This is a genomic window from Leisingera daeponensis, assembly GCF_019801465.1.
GTDB lineage: Bacteria > Pseudomonadota > Alphaproteobacteria > Rhodobacterales > Rhodobacteraceae > Leisingera > Leisingera daeponensis_A.
This window is the reverse complement of record NZ_JAHVJA010000001.1, coordinates 566866-584058: the sequence shown is the minus strand read 5'-3', so window position 1 is coordinate 584058 and position 17193 is coordinate 566866. Positions and strand designations below refer to the sequence as shown.

Below are 17193 nucleotides of genomic sequence, written 5' to 3'. Positions count from 1 at the left end.
TTCGGAACAAGCGGTGTGTCAACCGTTTTCCACAGGCTTTCCCCGGCCGGCCACCGGAAGGGCCGCCGGAGACTTAAATATCCTGCCCCGGCGTCAGCTCCGCCATGCGGTGCGCCAGTTCTTCGAACCTGTTGGCGGTGATTTCATATTGCACCGCATTCAAAAGCTCATAGACCCGCTGCATCGCCTCCTCCTCCAGGGCCTCGACGTAGGCCTGCACCTCCGCGTCCGAGAATTCCTGATAGGTGTAGGCGGAGGCTGCAAGACTGGAGGCCTGCAGGCTGAGGCGCAGCTCCCCCTCCTGCTCCTTCATCAGCGCGCGCAGTTCGTCCGCGTCCAGGTCCATCTCGATTACGCCTGCGGCGGAGGCCGCCATGAGAAAACGGAACTGGATCTGCTGCAGGGCCCTGACCCCGGTTCCCGCCGCGTCGATGGCATTTCCCATCCGCTGATACATCGCGACACGCTTGCTTCCCGCCTTGACCAGATCGGAAATGATGCGGTTGCCCGCCAGTTGCTTCACCTCATCATCCTCAACCAGATGCGAAGCGTTTTCGGCGCGCACCAGCCGTTTCCCAAGATCACTGGCATAGAAACCGGCGGCGTGCTCCAGCGCCTCGTCATCCAGCGTGTTTTCCAGGATATCCAGAGCAAGGCTTCGCATCCGGTCCGTGTCAAAGACGTCTTCCGCCAGCCGCGTCCATTGGCTGCCAAAGGCGCCCGCATCAACACCCAGCATATCCGGTGCGCTGGAGGCAGACAGGGCAATACTGTCGAGCGCAACATCGAAGCCGGTCACTTCCAGGAAAGCCACCACCCGCTCACGGTCCGCCGCCGCGGCGGGTTGGGACATGCTCCAGCAGGCCAGGCAGAGCAAAGCCAGAGAACGCATCACGAGTGCGGCGATTGGGAGGATCATCTGCATAGTGCAAATCTAGGCAAAAACCTTTGTCGGGCAACGGAAATCCGGCTTTTTTTGCCAAAGCTGCAATTCGCCCCTTGCGCCGGTCCGGAATCAACATTAAACCGCGCCTCACCCCCCGCGGAGAGGTGCCGGAGTGGTCGAACGGGGCGGTCTCGAAAACCGTTGTGGGTGCAAGCCCACCCAGGGTTCGAATCCCTGTCTCTCCGCCACTATTCCCCTGATATCGATAGATATTCATCTGCCCCCGCCCGGATGGGCTGGTCTCGAGGCTATTGGCCAATCTCGGCATAGTTTGACGACTTTTTGCCCTGTCAGCTGTGCCGACTATGCCAGGATGCCCTCGCCCATGCCGTCGGAGCCGATCATTCGGATGTCCCAAAATGACGAAGCCCCGCCGGGCTGGGCATGGCTCGTAGCCGTTGATGGCTTTCAGTATCAGAGGCCGACGTTGCCGTCGGAGTTGGCGACCTCCTGCTGCTCCTGGGTGAGATAGCGGAAATAGTAGCGCTCGGTGGTCTTCACTGACCCGTGTCCAATGTATCGCTGCACGCGATAGACCGACCAGCCTTCCTTCAGCCGCTCGATCGCGAACTTGTGCCGCAGGTCGTGCATTCGGGCTCCGAAGTCGACTTCCTGCGCGTAGTCCCAGAAGAGGTTGGCCGCGGTCCGGTAGTATCCTTCGTCGGTCTTGTTCCAGAAGACATAGGGAGACCGGTTCGAACGCGGAATCTTCAACAGGATGTCGATGGCTTGCTGGCGCAGAGCGATCGTGCGGACTTTTCCGCCTTTTGTGTTTTCCAATGTAAGTGTCACATGACCTTCGAGTGGCTGGTCCATGCCAACCAGGTCGCTCCACTTGATCATCGTGGTTTCGGTGATCCGGCCCCCGGTCTCATGCAAGAACTCCGGCAAGAACGTGAGCGTCCCTGGCGCGCGCTCCGAGAGCCGGGTAATCGCCTGTTCGGTTGGCAGGACAATCGGAGGAAGCTTTTCGCGCATGCCCTGCTTCTCGAAAAGCTGAACCGGATTGATTTCGATCCAACCCTTGTTCTTGATGTGGGACATCAGATGGTTGAACGCTGTCAAATCACGGTTGATGGTCGCCACGGACACACCGGCATCCTTGCGCAGCTCGACGAACTCGGTGACCTCGGCCAAGCCGATTTCCCATGCGGCGACTTCCTCAATTTCTTCATCCCGCTCAGCAAAGATATCCGCCAACGTCCGGCCGATCTGAAGGAGGCTGGTGCGGTAGCGCTTGCAGGTCGAGGCGCTCCAACCATGCATACCAGCCGCATCATCTATGCTGTCATAAAGGTCGTGACGGACTGTTCGAAGTGGTCACCAGGACGCCTTTTTCCGCGGCCGCCCTGCCCTTCGGTCGGGGTCGTCTACGATGGCACCTTTTTTGTCTGAAGAAGAGAGAATTGATAACCCGTAGGGACTGGACCCGAGCTACCGGGCCTTGAAGATCACGTTCACTCGTAAGTGCCGGGATGCCAGTGGGAAATCCATGGTCCCGGCACCGCTTACGTTGCACTTGTCCGGCGATGTGCGGGTAGATGGTCAATGACGGTTTGTTGGGTTTCAGGCTCCCAGAAGTAGTAAATTCGTAGGCACCTTTTGGGATCGCGTACGTTACCGCCATTCTTAACATGCCAATCAACCTCATAGCGCCTACCTTTCCAGTCAGTCGAATAGGTATCCCCACCACACGGCGAATTCAGAATACCGTTCTCGACCGGTACATCCCGGAGGCTACCACCGCCATTGATACGCCTGTCATGTTGAACGGTTGCCAGCCATGCGATTGCTCGTGCCACCAGTGTCACATCTTCGAACTCGGGGGAACGTGCCATTCTCCGCGCAGCAGGAGTCAACAAGACTTTGTCGGGATATGTCTGGTCGAGCCAATCGGTGAACTCTGACCAGACTTGCGGTAAAGGTGGCTCCTCTGTTGGGACCTCTCCTCCCTCGGCCAACGCGGCCTGCAACTGTCTGACGCGGAACAACAAAGACCGGTTTTCCTGCTCGGCAGCTTGAGCGCGATCCTCTACAGCTTCAACTTCCGCGATGTAGCCGTCGATCTCCTTGTCTTTTTCTTCGATCTGCTTTTCCAAGCTTTCAACCAACTCTTCCGCAGTCTTCAGAACTTCGTCGTCTGGCGCGGCTTGGTTCGAAAGATCAGTCTTCCGAAGTTTTCTGCTCGCAGTACGGACCGACGCGAAATCAAGCACATCTTTGCCCAGCCGCGTTTCGGAAATACTGACCTCGGCGGCCAGCGCACGTAGACTTCGAACACAGGTGGCCCCACCACCAACTTTGCGCAAATCCGCTTCCAGAAATAGGCGGTGCCGAAATGGGTCATCGGTCGCGGAGAAGCCACGCAGATAGGCCCGCACACCACCATTGAACACCGAGCGGTATTTCCCGAAGCGCTCGGTCAATACCCAAGTCAACTCGGCGGGCACCAGTACAATACGGGCAAGGCCCGCGACTGCCTTAGCCAAAACCGCAGCATTGAACTGGAGTTTGCCGCCACCATCCGGCAAGGCCGCGACGAAGATCGGCAAACGGCGCTCCGGATCTTCCAGATGGTCGCAAAGGTCTTCCGCATCGTTTTCTGTCTGGATCGTGACCGGCTTCGAGGTGAGCCGTCGAGCACCCCTGATTAGTCCTGGCGTCTCGATCATTTGTAAGACAGGCCCAGGTACATGGGGTTCGACAGCGAAATCCGGTTCGGTCGTGCTGACGATCAAACGAAGGCTGACATGGGGACGGCTACCAACTTCGCCGCCGATAACGATTTCGGTGGACCAGATACGCCCCGCTATGTCCTTATCGGGGTCTTCCGCCCGCAGCGCCCAGAGGTCGAGCGCGTCATTCTCGATACGCACCGCCGTACTGCTGCGCCCCCCCACCAGGAGGTCGAAGTCCTGCAATTCCCACGCGGCCTTAGGTAGCGCTCGCCCCGCCCGCTTCTTTGCCCATTTCAGAGCTTCTTTCCGCGAAGCCTCAGCTGAGGCAGCGTAGTCTTCACCTTCAAGCTGGGCTGTCACACGCAGGATTTCGAAATCGCGCACAGCGTGCGGTATGCGTGTGGATATTTTGGTGAAGGCTTCGGAGAAGGCTGTATTCATTGGAAAATTTCACGATACGCATTGGAGGTCTTGCCAAGGCTATTCGTTTCTCATCGCCAAAACAACTTACGAATGTAAGTTTCAGTACCGATCTTGAAACGGCAATCCGGCAATGAGTAATACTCTTGAGACCAGCGGCCCCTTGCCGAACAGTTCGTGAATGGCGGCTCAGGACCAGGCCGACGAGCCAGAGGTCCCTGCATGCACCTGCCCGATCTGACATGCCGCTGTCGGCCCAGTTTCGAAGCCTAATTGACCTGCCTCGTAGGAGGTCAAACGAACCTCAGACTTTTTGCCGTTTTCAACCAGGCGCTCCGGACTTCCTTGAACGATGGCAGAAGCACTGGAGCTATGCCGTCCGACTATGCCGCCCTGCCCCGTTCAAGCCGCCGGAGCCGCGTATTGCTTCGCTAAGAAGCCAATAAAATAAGGCCTCGCAAGCAAGCGTCTTGAGCCGAAAACGGTCTCGAAATCCGTTGTGGGTGCAAGCCCACCCAGGGTTCAAATCCCTTTCTCTCCGCCACTTCCCCCCGCAGGCCGCCTTAAAATCATGCGCTTAGCGCAGCGCCGGGACGTTCAAATACTCCGGTTCGAAGATAAGCCCGCATTCCGCAGCACTCCGTAGCCTCCCGAATTCTGCAAACGACCTGAACAAAAAAGGCCGGACATTGCTGCCCGGCCCCTGTCTGCATTTTTCCGTCTGGATCAGGCGCGGCGGCGGCGTCCGCCTGCCCGGCCGCCACGGCCGCGGGTCTCTTCGCCCTCGGCAGCCGGCGGCTTGTTGAACTTGATCCAGTCGCCGCCGTGCGGGTCGTTGTTGGTCAGCAGGTTGGCGGCGCGGATGGCTTCCATTTCCTTGCCGGCGCGCGGTTGGGTGGAACCCAGGCCGAACATGGTCACGAAGGCTTCGTCGTCCATGCCGTCCGGCAGGATGATGCCGGCGGCTTCTACCATGGCCTTTTTCTCGGCAATGGCTTTCTGGGTCACCGGCAGCGCCACCGGGTTCATGATCGCAGAGGTCATGCCCGCGCCCATGGCCATCGGCAGGAAGGCATTGTTGATGCCGTGGCGGTTCGGCAGCCCGAAGGAGATGTTGGACGCGCCGCAGGTGGTGTTCACGCCCAGTTCTTCGCGCAGGCGGCGCACCAGGGCAAACACTTGCTGGCCGGCAGTTGCCATTGCGCCGATTGGCATCACCAGCGGGTCAACCACGATGTCATGCGCCGGAATGCCGAAATCAGCTGCGCGCTCGACGATCTTCTTGGCCACGGCGAAACGGACATCGGGATCTTCCGAGATGCCGGTGTCGTCGTTGGAGATCGCCACAACCGGAACGTTGTACTTCTTGACCAGCGGCAGCACGTGCTCCAGGCGCTCTTCTTCGCCGGTGACGGAGTTCAGCAGCGGACGGCCTTCGGCTGCCTGCAGGCCGGCTTCCAGTGCGCCGGGCACCGAGGAGTCGATGCACAGCGGCACATCGGTCAGCCCCTGCACCAGCTCGACGATCTTGGTCATCAGCGGCGGCTCGGTCTCGTTCGGGTTCGGGTTGGAGTTGTAGACCACGCCCGCGTTGATATCGAGGATGTTTGCGCCGGCCATGACCTGCGCCAGGGCATCTTTCTCGACGGTGGTGAAATCGCCGGCTTCCAGCTCGGCCGCCAGTTTCTTGCGGCCGGTCGGGTTGATGCGCTCGCCGATAACGCAGAACGGCTGGTCAAAGCCCAGGATCGCGGTTTTGGTTTTTGATTCTACGACTGTACGGGTCATTGGTGATCCTTAGGGTCTTAGGAGTTGACCGGCTTTGCCGAGGCGCCGCCGTTGTTGATGGCCCAGGTGGCATTGGTCTTGATGCCGCCCAGCGGGAAGAAATGGACGTTGGTGATGTTGAAGTCCGGATTTTCCGCCTTGTATGCGGCCAGTTCGGCGACAACGTCGGTCGGTTCGTAGGGCAGCAGCAGCTTGGACACATCCATCGCGCGCTTCTGCAGGACTTTCAGCGACGGGCCGACACCGCAAGCAATTGCGAATTTGATCAGGGTCTGCAGCTTGGCCGGGCCGGCAATGCCGATATGGATCGGCAGATCCACGCCCGCGTCCTTCAGGCCGTTCGCCCAGGCGATGATCGGCTTGGCCTCAAATGCGAACTGGGTGGCCAGCGCCATGCTGGCGTCGGTGCGCTCGGAAAATTTCTGTTTCCACTGCAGTGCCTCGGACACGTTCTTTGAAGAGCCGTCCGGGTCGATGTCCTTGTTGCCTTCCGGGTGGCCGGCAACGTGCAGGTTGGTGAAGCCAGCCTTGTCGAACAGGCCTGTTTCCAGCAGCTGCATCGAGCTGTGGAATTCGCCGTGCGGCTTGGCAACGCCGCCGGCCAGCATCAGCGCCTGTTTGACGTCGGCCTCCCCCTGGTAGCGGGCAATCCAGTCCGCCAGGGTTGCCTCGTCCTTGATGATACGCGCCGGGAAGTGCGGCATCACCGGGAAGCCTTCGTCGTTCAGGCGTTTGGCGGTGGCAACCATGTCCTCGATCGGGGTGCCTTCGATGTGCGCGATGTAGACGCGGGTGCCGGCCGGGAGCAGGTCGCGGAAGTCCTCGACCTTTTCTGCGGTGCGCGGCATGACTTCGATCGAATAGCCCTGCAGAAAGGCTTCAACCTGAGGATTGACGGTCTGTGCCGCACCAGAGTCACGTTTTTTAAAGTTCAGCAAAGCCATCACGGCCTCCCAAAGTGGTCTACGGGTCATGCCCATCCGTCATTCGCGATCAGCGCCTTCAGGCGGTCCTGATCATACTCAGCTTCCAGGCGCTTGGCTTCGGCCTCGGCAATGTCAGCCGCCTCGCCGTCAGCGGAAAACGGCTGTGCCTTGCGCCATTCAGCCAGGTAGGCGTCGGCATCCTTAGCGTTCACCTTCATGGCTGCGCGGTCAATTGCCTGCTCGAACCGTTCTTCGAGTTGACGCTTGGCGCCACGGCGGCCTTTGCCAACGATGACCTGCGCGGGGATATCGCGCCAGTAAACGATCGTTACGTCGGGCATGGCTTGTCTTCCTCCTAGCCTGGATAGACCACGTTCTAGTGCGGTGGAGCGCCGCAGGTTGGTCGAATTTCGACAACACGATGGGATTGAGCGACGTTTTGCTGCCGCGACACTAGCTTTGTGCTCTTTCGAATGCCACCGGGCAAAACCGCCAAAATATTCATGTGGATTATGAGATTTCCGGGAAGCGGCGGAAATTGCTTCACTTCTCCTGCCGGGGCGCTTGCGCCGCCGCACATGCGCACCTATTGTCATTCTTAACACGATAATCGGAGGGCGTGAATCATGGCGCCCAGGCGCTCGAAAGGTGCGGGCGCGTTTCCCAAAGCGGTTGAGACCCCTGCACCGGCCCGTCCCGATCCTGATGCGCTCTATGCGGCGCTGGATTTGGGAACAAATAGCTGCCGCATGCTGATCGCCCAGCCCAAGGGCAGCGGTATCCATGTGGTCGACAGCTTCTCCAAGTCGGTGCAATTGGGCGCCGGACTGGAGCGGACCGGGCGGCTGTCGCGGTCCTCGATGGCGCGCACCATTCAGGCGCTGCGCATCTGCCAGCAAAAACTCAAGCGCAACAAGGTCAAGCGGATGCGTCTGGTGGCAACCGAAGCCTGCCGCCGGGCCAAGAACGCGCGCGACTTCATTCGCCAGGTGAAACGGGAAACCGGGCTGACGCTGGAGATAATCCAGCCGGAGGAAGAGGCCCGGCTGGCGGTGATCTCCTGCGCGCCGCTGGTGTCCACCAAGACAGAGCAGCTTCTGGTGGTTGATATTGGCGGCGGCTCGACTGAACTGGTGTGGATCGACATCTCCTCAGTACCGCGGCGGGACCGTCCGGCGGCAATCATGCGGCTGCACAATGGGTTTCACCCGACCGAAAGCCCCTTCCCCGCGGCCAGGGTGGTGGACTGGATCTCCGTGCCGCTGGGGGTTGCTACGCTGCGCGACCAGTTCAACGATGTGGAAGATGATGCCGCGCGTTTCGCCCTGATGAGTTGGTTCTTTGAGGAGAACCTTGCTGATTTTGCTCCCTACAAAGATGAGCAAGCCCGGGAAGGGTTCCAGATCGTTGGCACATCCGGCACCGTCACAACCGTGGCGGCATCGCATCTGGGGCTCAAACGCTATGACCGGACCAAGGTCGACGGCCTGCGGATGACCAGTGACCAGATTGACAAGGTGATCCGCGGCTACCTGGAACTCGGCCCTCAAGGCCGCCGGCGCGACCCCCGCATCGGAGAGGACCGGCAGGCGCTGATCATGTCCGGGTCCGCGATCCTGCAGGCACTGCTGCGCTGCTGGCCCACCGACCGGCTGTCGGTCGCGGACCGCGGCTTGCGCGAAGGCCTGCTGTACGCGCAGATGAGTGCGGATGGCGTTCTGGAAGACGGCCTGTACTGACTGCTCTACAGAATTTGCAAGGTGCCATGCATGTATTCGACCATTGCCATAGCTTACCGGCTCAGCACAGTCTCAGTAACGGTTTCAGCCCTGGAGGCTGCCGGGTTCCAGGTATTCTGCCCGGGGATCAACACAATCACGCTTCTGCCACATCACAGCCTGGCATTTGGCGGGGTTCCGATCCGGGTTCCGGCCGAAGAGGCAGCGGAGGCTTCTGAGTACCTTCGCGCTATTCACAGAGGGCATCTGAGACCAGTGGCCACTGAAGATTTTTGGGGCGAGGCCCCTCCCGCTGCAGAGGATAAGAATGGCCCTTGGGACAAGGCTGCAAACCTTCTAGGGTATCTGGTGCTTGGCATTTCCGCTCCCTGGCCTGATCTTGCGCTGCCGGGGAAAAAAGCATCGCCTTGATCCGGCAGGAGCAAGAGGTTATCTGCAGCCGGCACTTTCGGAGAAAACGCTTATGGCAAAGACCCCCACTGGTAAAAACACATCCGGCCGCGGGCAGCGGGATCTGAAGGTCAATGTGAAAACCGCCCGCGGGCGCAAGCTCAGCTCGACCCGCTGGCTGCAGCGGCAGCTGAACGATCCTTATGTCAAACGCGCCCAGGCCGAAGGCTACCGCGGTCGCGCCGCGTATAAGATCATGGAGCTGGACGATAAATTCCGCTTTCTGGTGAACGGCGCCCGCGTCGTCGACCTTGGCTGCGCGCCCGGCGGCTGGGCGCAGGTCGCGGTCAAGCGCATCAATGCACTTGGTGAAAAACAGGGCAAGGCCGTGGGCCGTATCATTGGCGTTGACCTGCAAGAAGTCGAACCGCTGGCGGGTGCGGAATTCCACCAGCTGGACTTCATGGACGACGGCGCCGACGACAAGGTCAAGGAATGGCTGGGCGGCAAGGCGGATGTTGTTATGTCTGATATGGCGGCAGCTAGCTCCGGCCATAAGCAGACCGACCATTTGCGCATTATCTCGCTGTGCGAAACCGCCGCCTATTTTGCCTTTGACGTGCTGGAGGACGGCGGCACCTTTGTTGCCAAGGTGCTCGCTGGAGGTGCCGAGGGTGAACTGCAGAAACTGCTGAAACAGAAATTCACCAAAGTGATGAATATCAAGCCGCCCTCCTCGCGGTCGGACAGCTCTGAGAAATTTGTGGTAGCCACGGGTTTCCGCGGCTGATCCCGATCAGATCCGGCGGCTGTGGGGCGTTGTCAGCGACCGGGCTGCCAGGGTGCGCAGCAGGGCTGCGTCCTCTCCGTCTTCATCTGAAAGCCGGGAGACCCGCAGATTGCGGCCGGTATGACAGGCCATCCCGCGCTGCCGCATCAGCTCAAACAGCCGTATGTGGCGCAGTTTGGTTTGCAGTTCTGTCATGATGGCCCCTTCTGGATCCGCTGCCTTGCTGCAGTCCTAATGGGCGACCGGGATGAAACTTGGGCGCAATTGTGGCAAAGCTGCCTAATTGTTGAACAAACGGAAACAGTTGCGGCAGTTCCGCAGGTGCTACGTGCGGCCCATGCTGTTTGCCATATCGATCAGAGCGCCGTTAAATTCCGCGCCCAAGATCAGAATGGCGGAGTTCAGGTAAAGGAAGATCATCGCCGCCATGGCCCCGGCAAGGCCCGCATAGGTGGCTGAATACTGGGCAAAGGACCCGACATAGATGGCGAAACCGCTGCCGCAGATAAGCCAAAGCAGCAGAGTCAGCACTGCGCCCGGAAGGATCCGCCGGAAACGATGAACGCGGCCCGGAAGCAACACATGGAACGCCAGAACCGCACCGGTCGGAAGCGCCAGCGCCAGGATGCCTCTCAACCCCTGCTCCCAGCCATGCGGCACGGTGGCGAACGGAAGGAGTTTGGCGATATGGCGCACATACAGCGGCATGATCACCTCGAACACCGCAGCGGCCAGAATGCCTGCCCCGCCGAGGATAACCAGGGCAATGCACAGCGCCCGCGACCGCCAAAAAGGCCGGCTGTCCGTATCATGGTAGGCTTGAACCATGGCTGTGCGCACGGCGTCGACTCCGTTTGACGCGAAATAAAGCGCAAACAAGCCGCCGAGCGTCACCAACTGGGTATTGGATGTCCGCAGAACCGCTTTCAGCTCTGTCAGAATCGGCCGTGCCACCGCGTCCGGCCAGACGCTGAACACCTGCTCCGTCATGGCCTCAACCTCAACCTCCTGGGACAAGAACCCGGCGACAGTGCCTGCCAGCGCCACGGTGAACAGCACAAAAGGAAACAGTGCCAGCATCATCGACATCGCGATATGGCTGCTCATCACCCAGCCGTTCTTCCGGTTAAAACGGCTTGCGGCGGTTAACAATGCGGCAGGCCACATTCGGAAGGGCGGCAGGATCGGCATACCGGCAAGGTCCCACAACTGCAGGGAAAATACCAGCGCCAAAACACCTCCTCCATCAAAGCTGAAAGGACGCAGCGGCAGTTGGCATGGCGGGCTGCCCCTTTCCGCATTAGGTTGAGTCAAAGGCAGATTTTGGAGCCCTAGATGTTCTGGATTGTTTTCAGCACGGCCGCCCTGGCTGCAACCTGGACGGCTGCCGGCCTGGCGGCGCTGAGTGCCGCCCGGACCGCACGAACGCCGCAAGGCGCTATAGGATGGGTGGTATTTCTGCTTGCGGCCCCTCTCCTTGCCCTGCCCGCCTACCTGATCTTTGGCCACCACCGGTTCAAAGGCTACTGGAAAGCGCGCCGGGCGGCGGAGCAGGCGGTCATTGCCAAACGCAACTATACAAGTTCTCAAACGGAGGCGCCCGCGGCCAAGGGGATCAACACAGCCCCGTTTGAAATGATCGCGGGCCTGAAAGTATGCCGCGGCAACGGCATGAAGCTTCTTGTCAACGGAGAGGAAACTTTTAATTCAATATTTGAAGCCATTGAAAATGCGCAAGATTATATTCTAGTCCAGTATTACATTCTGCGGGATGACGGCCTGGGTAGGCAGTTCCATTCCCGGCTGATCGCCGCGGCACAGCGCGGCGTCACGGTTTGGTTCGTGACCGACAGTGTAGGCAGCCGCAAGCTGTCCCGGGATTTCAAGCAGACGCTTGAGGAAGCGGGTGTCAACATGATTGACCCGGCTGTGCAGCGCGGCCCCTGGCACCGTTTGCGGATCAATTTCCGGAACCACAGGAAAACCGTGGTCATCGATGGCCGCACTGGCTTCACAGGTGGCCTCAACGTCGGGGACGAGTACATGGGGCTGAATCCTCATTTCGGCCCCTGGAGAGATACCCATGTCCGCCTGAACGGGCCAATTGTCCAGCAGCTGCAGCTGTCTTTTGCCGAGGACTGGCACTGGCGCACCCAAGAACCGGTCCTGGACCTTCTGAACTGGGAGCCTGAACCCTCGCCGCAAGACCTGCCTGCCCTGATTGCCTCGACCGGCCCCGGCGACACAACCGGCAACGGCTCGATGCTTTTCTTTTCTGCAATCACCGCCGCCCAACACAGGATTTGGCTGGCGTCCCCCTACTTTGTTCCTGACCAGGATGTTTTTGCGGCATTGAAACACGCCGGGCTGCGCGGCGTCGACGTCAGGCTGCTGCTGCCGGAGACGGTCGACCACTACCTGCCGTGGCTCGCCAGCTTTGCATTTTTTGATGAACTGCGCGACGCCGGGGTACGCATCCTGCGCTATCAGGGCGGCTTTATGCACCAGAAATGCTTTGTAGCGGACGACACAATCGCAGGGATTGGAACAGCGAATTTGGACAACCGCTCTTTCCGGCTGAATTTTGAAACCATGGCCTTGTTTTTTGATGAGCGCCCGGCGGCCGAAATTGCTGAAATGCTCGCCAAGGATTTTCAAAACGCCCGGGACCTGACGGAAGGGCTGGTCCAGCAGAAACTCAGGGTCCGCCTGTTGGCCCCGGCCGCCCGCCTGCTGGCTCCGGTGCTTTAATTTCTGCTGTCAGAGTGCTGACCGTCCAATGAAAAAAGGCGGCTCATGGCGCTGACAAGGAAGGCAGTGCTGATTCCAAATCCGAACAGTCCCGTTACCGCTGCAAAGGCAGCGAAAATCCTCAAGGCGGGCCCTAGCACGACGTCGCCGTAGCCCAGTGTGGTATAGGTTGCCAGCGAAAAATAGACCGAAGTATTCCAGTCCGCGATCGCCCCGACCAGGACAAATGCCGCGGACCAGATCCAGACCTGCGCCGTATGGCTGCCAAGGATAATGAAGATGGCCACCACCAGCATCAGGGCCAGCTGCCAGCGTCGGTAGGGTTTCCCGAACCGTTCTGACAGCCTGTTCAAGACGGACGCACACCAGACGAGGATCGTGATCTCCAGGATCAGGCAAGCACTGAGATTTATGGATCCCCACAGCAGCTGGTTCCACAGCGTCATGCCGGACCTCCTGTTCTTTTTTCGACCCTAGGCGCCCCCGGCTTCACCTCGGAAATCATGCCAGCTGGCTGGGATTTCAGCAATCCGCTGCGCCAATGAACCAGCGTCCTGGATGTGTCCGGCTGGACATCCTGCAGCCATCGGTATTGACTACCTTGCAGCACATCAAGACCAAAGGCCGGAAGGTTGCCGTAAATGGTTCTGACGATCCGCGATGTCACCAAGTCGTACCCGGGCCAAACAGTGGAGACAGCTGTGCTGCGCGGGGTCTCGCTGGACCTGTCAGCAGGCACCAGCCTGGCATTGACAGGCGATAGCGGCTCCGGCAAGAGCACCTTGCTGCACCTGGCGGCGGCACTGGATCATTTCGACAGCGGAGAGATCGGGATTGATGGTGTCCGCCTGTCGGAGCTTGGGGACGGACAGAAAGCCGCCCTGCGACGTCGTCACGTTTCACTGGTTTTTCAGCAATTTAACCTGATACCTTCACTTAACATTGAGAAGAATATTGCGCTGCATGCCAGGCTCGGGGGCACATGGGATGCGGCTTGGGGGCAAAGGCTGGCGGACCGCCTCGGCTTGTCCGGCCTGTTGGGCCGTTATCCAGAGCAGCTGTCCGGCGGCCAGCAGCAGCGCGCCGCCATTGCACGCGCTCTGGCCGTGCGGCCCAAACTTTTGCTGGCGGATGAACCAACCGGCAACCTGGATGAAGCCGCCAGCACGGCAGTGATGGAGCTCATGCTGGAACTCGTCCGGGAAAGCGGTACGGCGCTGTTTCTGGTAACCCACTCAAACGCCATTGCGCAAATGCTGGACCGGCGTCTGCATCTGCGGCACGGTACAGTTTCATGACCCCCGCAGCATTGCAGGCGATCCTGTCGCATTGGCGGCGCCACCCGCTGCAACTGGCGACCCTGATTGCCGGACTGGCACTGGCAGCCGGATTGTGGTCAGCGGTTCAGGCCATCAATGCAGAGGCGCGCGCTAGTTATGCTCAGGCAGCAGAACAACTAGGCACAGCGGACTCCGCACGTCTTAACCCCGAATCCGGAACCATCCCGCTTGGCCGGTATGCGGATCTGCGGCGCGCCGGTTGGAAACTGGCGCCGGTGCTGACGGGGGTGGTCAGGTTCGAACTGCAAACGTTTGATTTAATGGGGGTGGACCTACTCCAGCACCCCCGCGCAGCGGCACTGCAGGCGGCCGCGGAGCACGGCACCGCGCGTCCTTTGGAGGCGCTGCTGCCGCCTGGCAGGCTTTTTGCACATCCGGAAACGGCGGTGCAATTGCAGGCGGCGCAAACCGTTCACCCAGTGACGCCCACGGCTGCCTTGCCACGCGGCGTGGCGTTGGCGGATCTCAGCCTTGCCAGCCGCCTGCTGCGGCGGCCCGACAGCCTGAGTTATCTGCTGGTGCTGCCGGATCAGCGGCCGGGTCTGGCACCGCTTAAGGAACTGGCGCCGGAACTGACCTTCGTCCCTGCAAGAGCCGACGGGTCCGACGCAGCGCGGCTGACGGATAGCTTCCATCTGAACCTGACCGCTTTCGGCCTTCTTTCCTTTGCCGTCGGCCTGTTCATCGTTCAAGGTACCATCGCCCTCAGCCTTGAGCAGCGGCGCGGGATGATCAGGACCTTGCGCAGCCTTGGGGTGCCGATGCGGCTTCTGACAGCTCTTTTTGCTGCTGAGATGGCTGTGATTGCACTCATCTCCAGTGCTGTGGGGCTCGCCGGGGGCTATGCGGTTGCGGCGGCGCTGCTACCGGGGGTCAGTGCCACCTTGGCCGGCCTTTATGGGGTACCAGTGGATGGCAGCTTGTCCCTGCGCCCAAGCTGGGTGCTGTCCGGTCTGGCCATGACTTTGGTCGGAGCCTTCCTAGCCGGCGCGAAGGCTTTCTATTCGCTCTGCCGGATGCCGTTGCTGGCCGCTCCGGCAACCCGCGCCCGGGGCCAGCAAGCCACACGATCGCATTTGGCCGGAGCCTTGACCGGTTTTGTCATAATCGCCGGCGGAGTGCTTGTACTTCAAATTTTTCAAGGTCTTATTGCTGGGTTTGCATTCCTTGGCGCGCTCATGCTCGGAGCCGCGCTGATGCTTCCACTTTTGATTTCCGCCGGGCTGTCGCTGGGAGGGCGGCTGGCCGAGGGCGCTTTTGCTGAGTGGCTTTGGGCGGATACGAAAGCACAGCTGCCAGGTATGTCGCTTGCCCTTATGGCGCTTTTGCTGGCGCTTGCGGCGAATGTCGGCGTCGGCACCATGGTGTCCAGCTTCCGCCAGACCTTTACCGGCTGGCTGGACCAGCGGCTGTTTGCCGAGATCTACGTCACCGCGATCAGTGACGCCCAGGGCGCCGAACTGGAGCAATGGGCGGACAAGCAGGGCATTACGGTTCTGCCGCGCCGCTACTATGATACCCGGTTCAAGGGGACTTCCCTGCGGATCTATGGCTATGAAGACAACGATGCCTACCGGGAGAACTGGCCGTTGCTGGACGCGCTTCCGGATGTCTGGGACCGGATTTCCAGCGGCGGCGGCGTGCTGATCAATGAACAGCTTGCGCGCCGGTACGATCTGGCCCCGGGCAGTCTCGTGGAACTCGAACCGGGATGGCGGTTGCCGGTCGCCGGGATCTACTCCGACTACGGCAATCCCAGCGGCCAGGCGATGGTTGCCATGCAGGCGCTTTTGGCCCGCGCACCTGACATACCAAACCGCCAGTTTGGCCTGCGGACTTCCCCTGAGGAGGTTCCAGGGGTGATTAGAAAAATCCGGCAGGACATTGATATACCAAGGCAAAACATTACTGACCAAGCCACGGCCAAGGCCCGCTCCCTGGCTGTATTCGAGAGAACATTTGTCATTACCGCCGCTCTCAACCTGCTGACGCTCGGCGTGGCCGGATTTGCGCTGCTGACCAGCCTGCTAACCTTGTGGACCCAGCGCCTGCCGCAGCTGGCGCCGGTTTGGGCCATGGGCCTGACCCGCCGCCAGCTGGCCGCCACGGAACTGCTGCGCAGCCTGCTTCTTGCAGCCTTCACTGCGCTGCTTGCGCTGCCGCTGGGCCTGGTTCTGGCCTGGGCGCTGCTGTCTGTGATCAATGTGGAGGCCTTTGGCTGGAAGCTGCCTATGTTCCTCTTTCCCGGCGACTGGCTGCGGCTGTTCCTGCTGGCGCTCTTGGCAGCAGTTATTGCCGCCGCCCTTCCGGCGCGGCGTCTCAGCCGCATTGACCCGGCGGACCTGTTAAAGGTGTTTGCAAATGAACGTTAGGTTTTTGCTTTGTGCCGTTGCGGCCGGCTGGACAACCGCTGCTCAGCCGCAGGGCTACGCAGGGCTGGGTTCGGATGCTGAAGGCTTCGCCATCCCGAAACCCGGAACGCAGCTGATATTTCCTCGAGATCATGGCCCGCATCCTGATTTTCGTATTGAATGGTGGTATTTGACGGCCAATCTTGAGGGGCCGGATGGCAAGGCCTACGGCATTCAGTGGACGCTTTTCCGCTCTGCGCTGGCCCCCGGAGACACGGACGGATGGCAAAGCCCGCAAATTTGGATGGCGCATGCTGCCGTGACCTCCAAAAAGCAGCATGTCTTTTCTGAACGCATTGCCCGTGGCGGGATCGGGCAGGCTGGCGTCCGGCTCAATCCTTTTATTGCTTGGATCGACGACTGGAGGTTCCACTCAGACAGGGAAAGCATTGAAAACATAGAGCTATCCATTGACGGCGGCCGTTTTTCATACGACCTGGAATTAACCTCGGGCGGCCCACTTGTGCTGCACGGAGACAACGGATATTCGGTAAAATCCGCCAAAGGTCAGGCGAGCTACTATTATTCCCAGCCGCACTACCAAGTCACTGGAACTCTGACGCTGCCGGACGGGCCAGTTGACGTCTCCGGCCACGGCTGGCTTGACCGGGAATGGTCGTCGCAGCCCCTGGCGCCGGATCAGAAGGGCTGGGACTGGTTTTCTCTCAGCTTTGACAGCGGTGACAAGCTGATGGGATTTTTGCTGCGCGGCGACAGCGGCGATTTCACATCGGGAACCTGGATACCTGCGGAAGGCCCAGCCGAGCCTCTGGAAGCGGGAGCGTTTCAGGCAGCACCTTTGGAAACCACCAATGTGGCAGGCCGCACGGTCCCTACACGCTGGCGTGCCAACCTGCCATCCAAGGGCGTTTCCATCGAGATTCAAGCCCTTAACCCGCAAAGCTGGATGGGAACCACATTTTCCTATTGGGAAGGCCCGGTCACGGTCACCGGCAGCCACAGCGGCACAGGCTACCTGGAGATGACCGGCTATGAATAAGGGCGCCCGAAAGC

16 protein-coding genes and 1 tRNA gene are annotated in these 17193 nt (G+C 60.2%); 8 read left to right on the top strand and 9 right to left on the bottom strand.

The window, feature by feature from the left end; genetic code table 11:
• Window positions 1-73: 73 nt before the first annotated feature.
• Window positions 74-925 carry a DUF2059 domain-containing protein gene (locus KUV26_RS02830; protein WP_222507236.1) on the bottom strand — a complete coding sequence of 284 codons (852 nt, stop codon included), beginning with the start codon at window positions 923-925 and terminating at the stop codon, window positions 74-76.
• Between the two features lie 119 nt (window positions 926-1044).
• Between KUV26_RS02830 and KUV26_RS02825 the strand changes: the two genes are divergently transcribed.
• Window positions 1045-1134, top strand: a tRNA-Ser gene (locus tag KUV26_RS02825).
• A gap of 226 nt (window positions 1135-1360) precedes the next feature.
• Here the strand turns inward: KUV26_RS02825 and KUV26_RS02820 are convergent.
• The 5 genes from KUV26_RS02820 to KUV26_RS02800 form a co-directional block, all read right to left on the bottom strand.
• Window positions 1361-2212, bottom strand: a complete 852-nt coding sequence (locus KUV26_RS02820; protein WP_222507235.1) for a tyrosine-type recombinase/integrase — start codon at window positions 2210-2212, stop codon at window positions 1361-1363.
• 242 nt (window positions 2213-2454) lie between these two features.
• Window positions 2455-4065 (bottom strand): hypothetical protein, encoded by a 1611-nt coding sequence (locus tag KUV26_RS02815; protein WP_222507234.1) that lies wholly within the window; start codon window positions 4063-4065, stop codon window positions 2455-2457.
• 705 nt (window positions 4066-4770) lie between these two features.
• The gene (locus tag KUV26_RS02810; RefSeq protein WP_222502670.1) at window positions 4771-5832 is read right to left on the bottom strand and encodes a methyltetrahydrofolate cobalamin methyltransferase; all 1062 of its coding nucleotides are present in this window, start codon (window positions 5830-5832) and stop codon (window positions 4771-4773) included.
• A 17-nt stretch (window positions 5833-5849) separates the two neighbouring features.
• Window positions 5850-6776 carry a methylenetetrahydrofolate reductase gene (locus KUV26_RS02805; protein WP_222502669.1) on the bottom strand — a complete coding sequence of 309 codons (927 nt, stop codon included), beginning with the start codon at window positions 6774-6776 and terminating at the stop codon, window positions 5850-5852.
• A 26-nt stretch (window positions 6777-6802) separates the two neighbouring features.
• The gene (locus KUV26_RS02800) at window positions 6803-7099 is read right to left on the bottom strand and encodes a virulence factor (protein WP_222502668.1); all 297 of its coding nucleotides are present in this window, start codon (window positions 7097-7099) and stop codon (window positions 6803-6805) included.
• Between the two features lie 285 nt (window positions 7100-7384).
• Here KUV26_RS02800 and KUV26_RS02795 point away from each other — a divergent pair, with 285 nt between their 5' ends.
• From KUV26_RS02795 to KUV26_RS02785, 3 genes are read left to right on the top strand one after another with little or no spacing between them, the layout of a single operon-like run.
• Window positions 7385-8497 (top strand): Ppx/GppA phosphatase family protein, encoded by a 1113-nt coding sequence (locus KUV26_RS02795; protein WP_222502667.1) that lies wholly within the window; start codon window positions 7385-7387, stop codon window positions 8495-8497.
• 30 nt (window positions 8498-8527) lie between these two features.
• Window positions 8528-8908: a hypothetical protein gene (locus tag KUV26_RS02790; protein ID WP_222507233.1), complete on the top strand. Its 381-nt coding sequence runs from the start codon at window positions 8528-8530 to the stop codon at window positions 8906-8908.
• Between the two features lie 52 nt (window positions 8909-8960).
• A complete protein-coding gene (locus tag KUV26_RS02785) occupies window positions 8961-9677 on the top strand; it encodes an RlmE family RNA methyltransferase (RefSeq protein ID WP_222502666.1) in 717 nt (238 codons plus the stop codon).
• A gap of 6 nt (window positions 9678-9683) precedes the next feature.
• Here the strand turns inward: KUV26_RS02785 and KUV26_RS02780 are convergent, their stop codons facing one another.
• Complete coding sequence (locus tag KUV26_RS02780) at window positions 9684-9872, bottom strand: hypothetical protein (RefSeq protein WP_222507232.1); 189 nt, start codon at window positions 9870-9872, stop codon at window positions 9684-9686.
• Between the two features lie 129 nt (window positions 9873-10001).
• A complete protein-coding gene (locus tag KUV26_RS02775) occupies window positions 10002-10868 on the bottom strand; it encodes a YihY/virulence factor BrkB family protein (RefSeq protein ID WP_222502730.1) in 867 nt (288 codons plus the stop codon).
• A gap of 144 nt (window positions 10869-11012) precedes the next feature.
• On the opposite strand from KUV26_RS02775, the gene cls reads away from it, so the two are divergent.
• Window positions 11013-12428, top strand: a complete 1416-nt coding sequence (gene cls, locus KUV26_RS02770) for a cardiolipin synthase (protein WP_222502664.1) — start codon at window positions 11013-11015, stop codon at window positions 12426-12428.
• On the opposite strand, the gene KUV26_RS02765 is transcribed toward cls, so the two are convergent.
• Window positions 12425-12874, bottom strand: coding sequence for a potassium channel family protein (locus tag KUV26_RS02765; RefSeq protein WP_222502663.1), 450 nt, complete (start codon window positions 12872-12874; stop codon window positions 12425-12427). The genes cls and KUV26_RS02765 overlap by 4 nt on opposite strands.
• A gap of 195 nt (window positions 12875-13069) precedes the next feature.
• On the opposite strand from KUV26_RS02765, the gene KUV26_RS02760 reads away from it, so the two are divergent.
• Genes KUV26_RS02760 through KUV26_RS02750 form a run of 3 tightly spaced genes read left to right on the top strand, consistent with a single transcriptional unit; the run spans window position 13070 to window position 17179 of the window.
• Entirely contained in the window at window positions 13070-13726 is a 657-nt protein-coding gene (locus KUV26_RS02760) for an ABC transporter ATP-binding protein (protein WP_222507231.1), read from the top strand.
• Window positions 13723-16140, top strand: a complete 2418-nt coding sequence (locus KUV26_RS02755) for an FtsX-like permease family protein (protein ID WP_222507230.1) — start codon at window positions 13723-13725, stop codon at window positions 16138-16140. The genes KUV26_RS02760 and KUV26_RS02755 overlap by 4 nt, the downstream gene beginning before the upstream one ends.
• Window positions 16130-17179 carry a lipocalin-like domain-containing protein gene (locus KUV26_RS02750; protein ID WP_222507229.1) on the top strand — a complete coding sequence of 350 codons (1050 nt, stop codon included), beginning with the start codon at window positions 16130-16132 and terminating at the stop codon, window positions 17177-17179. Before KUV26_RS02755 ends, KUV26_RS02750 begins: the two co-directional genes overlap by 11 nt.
• Window positions 17180-17193 lie beyond the last annotated feature (14 nt).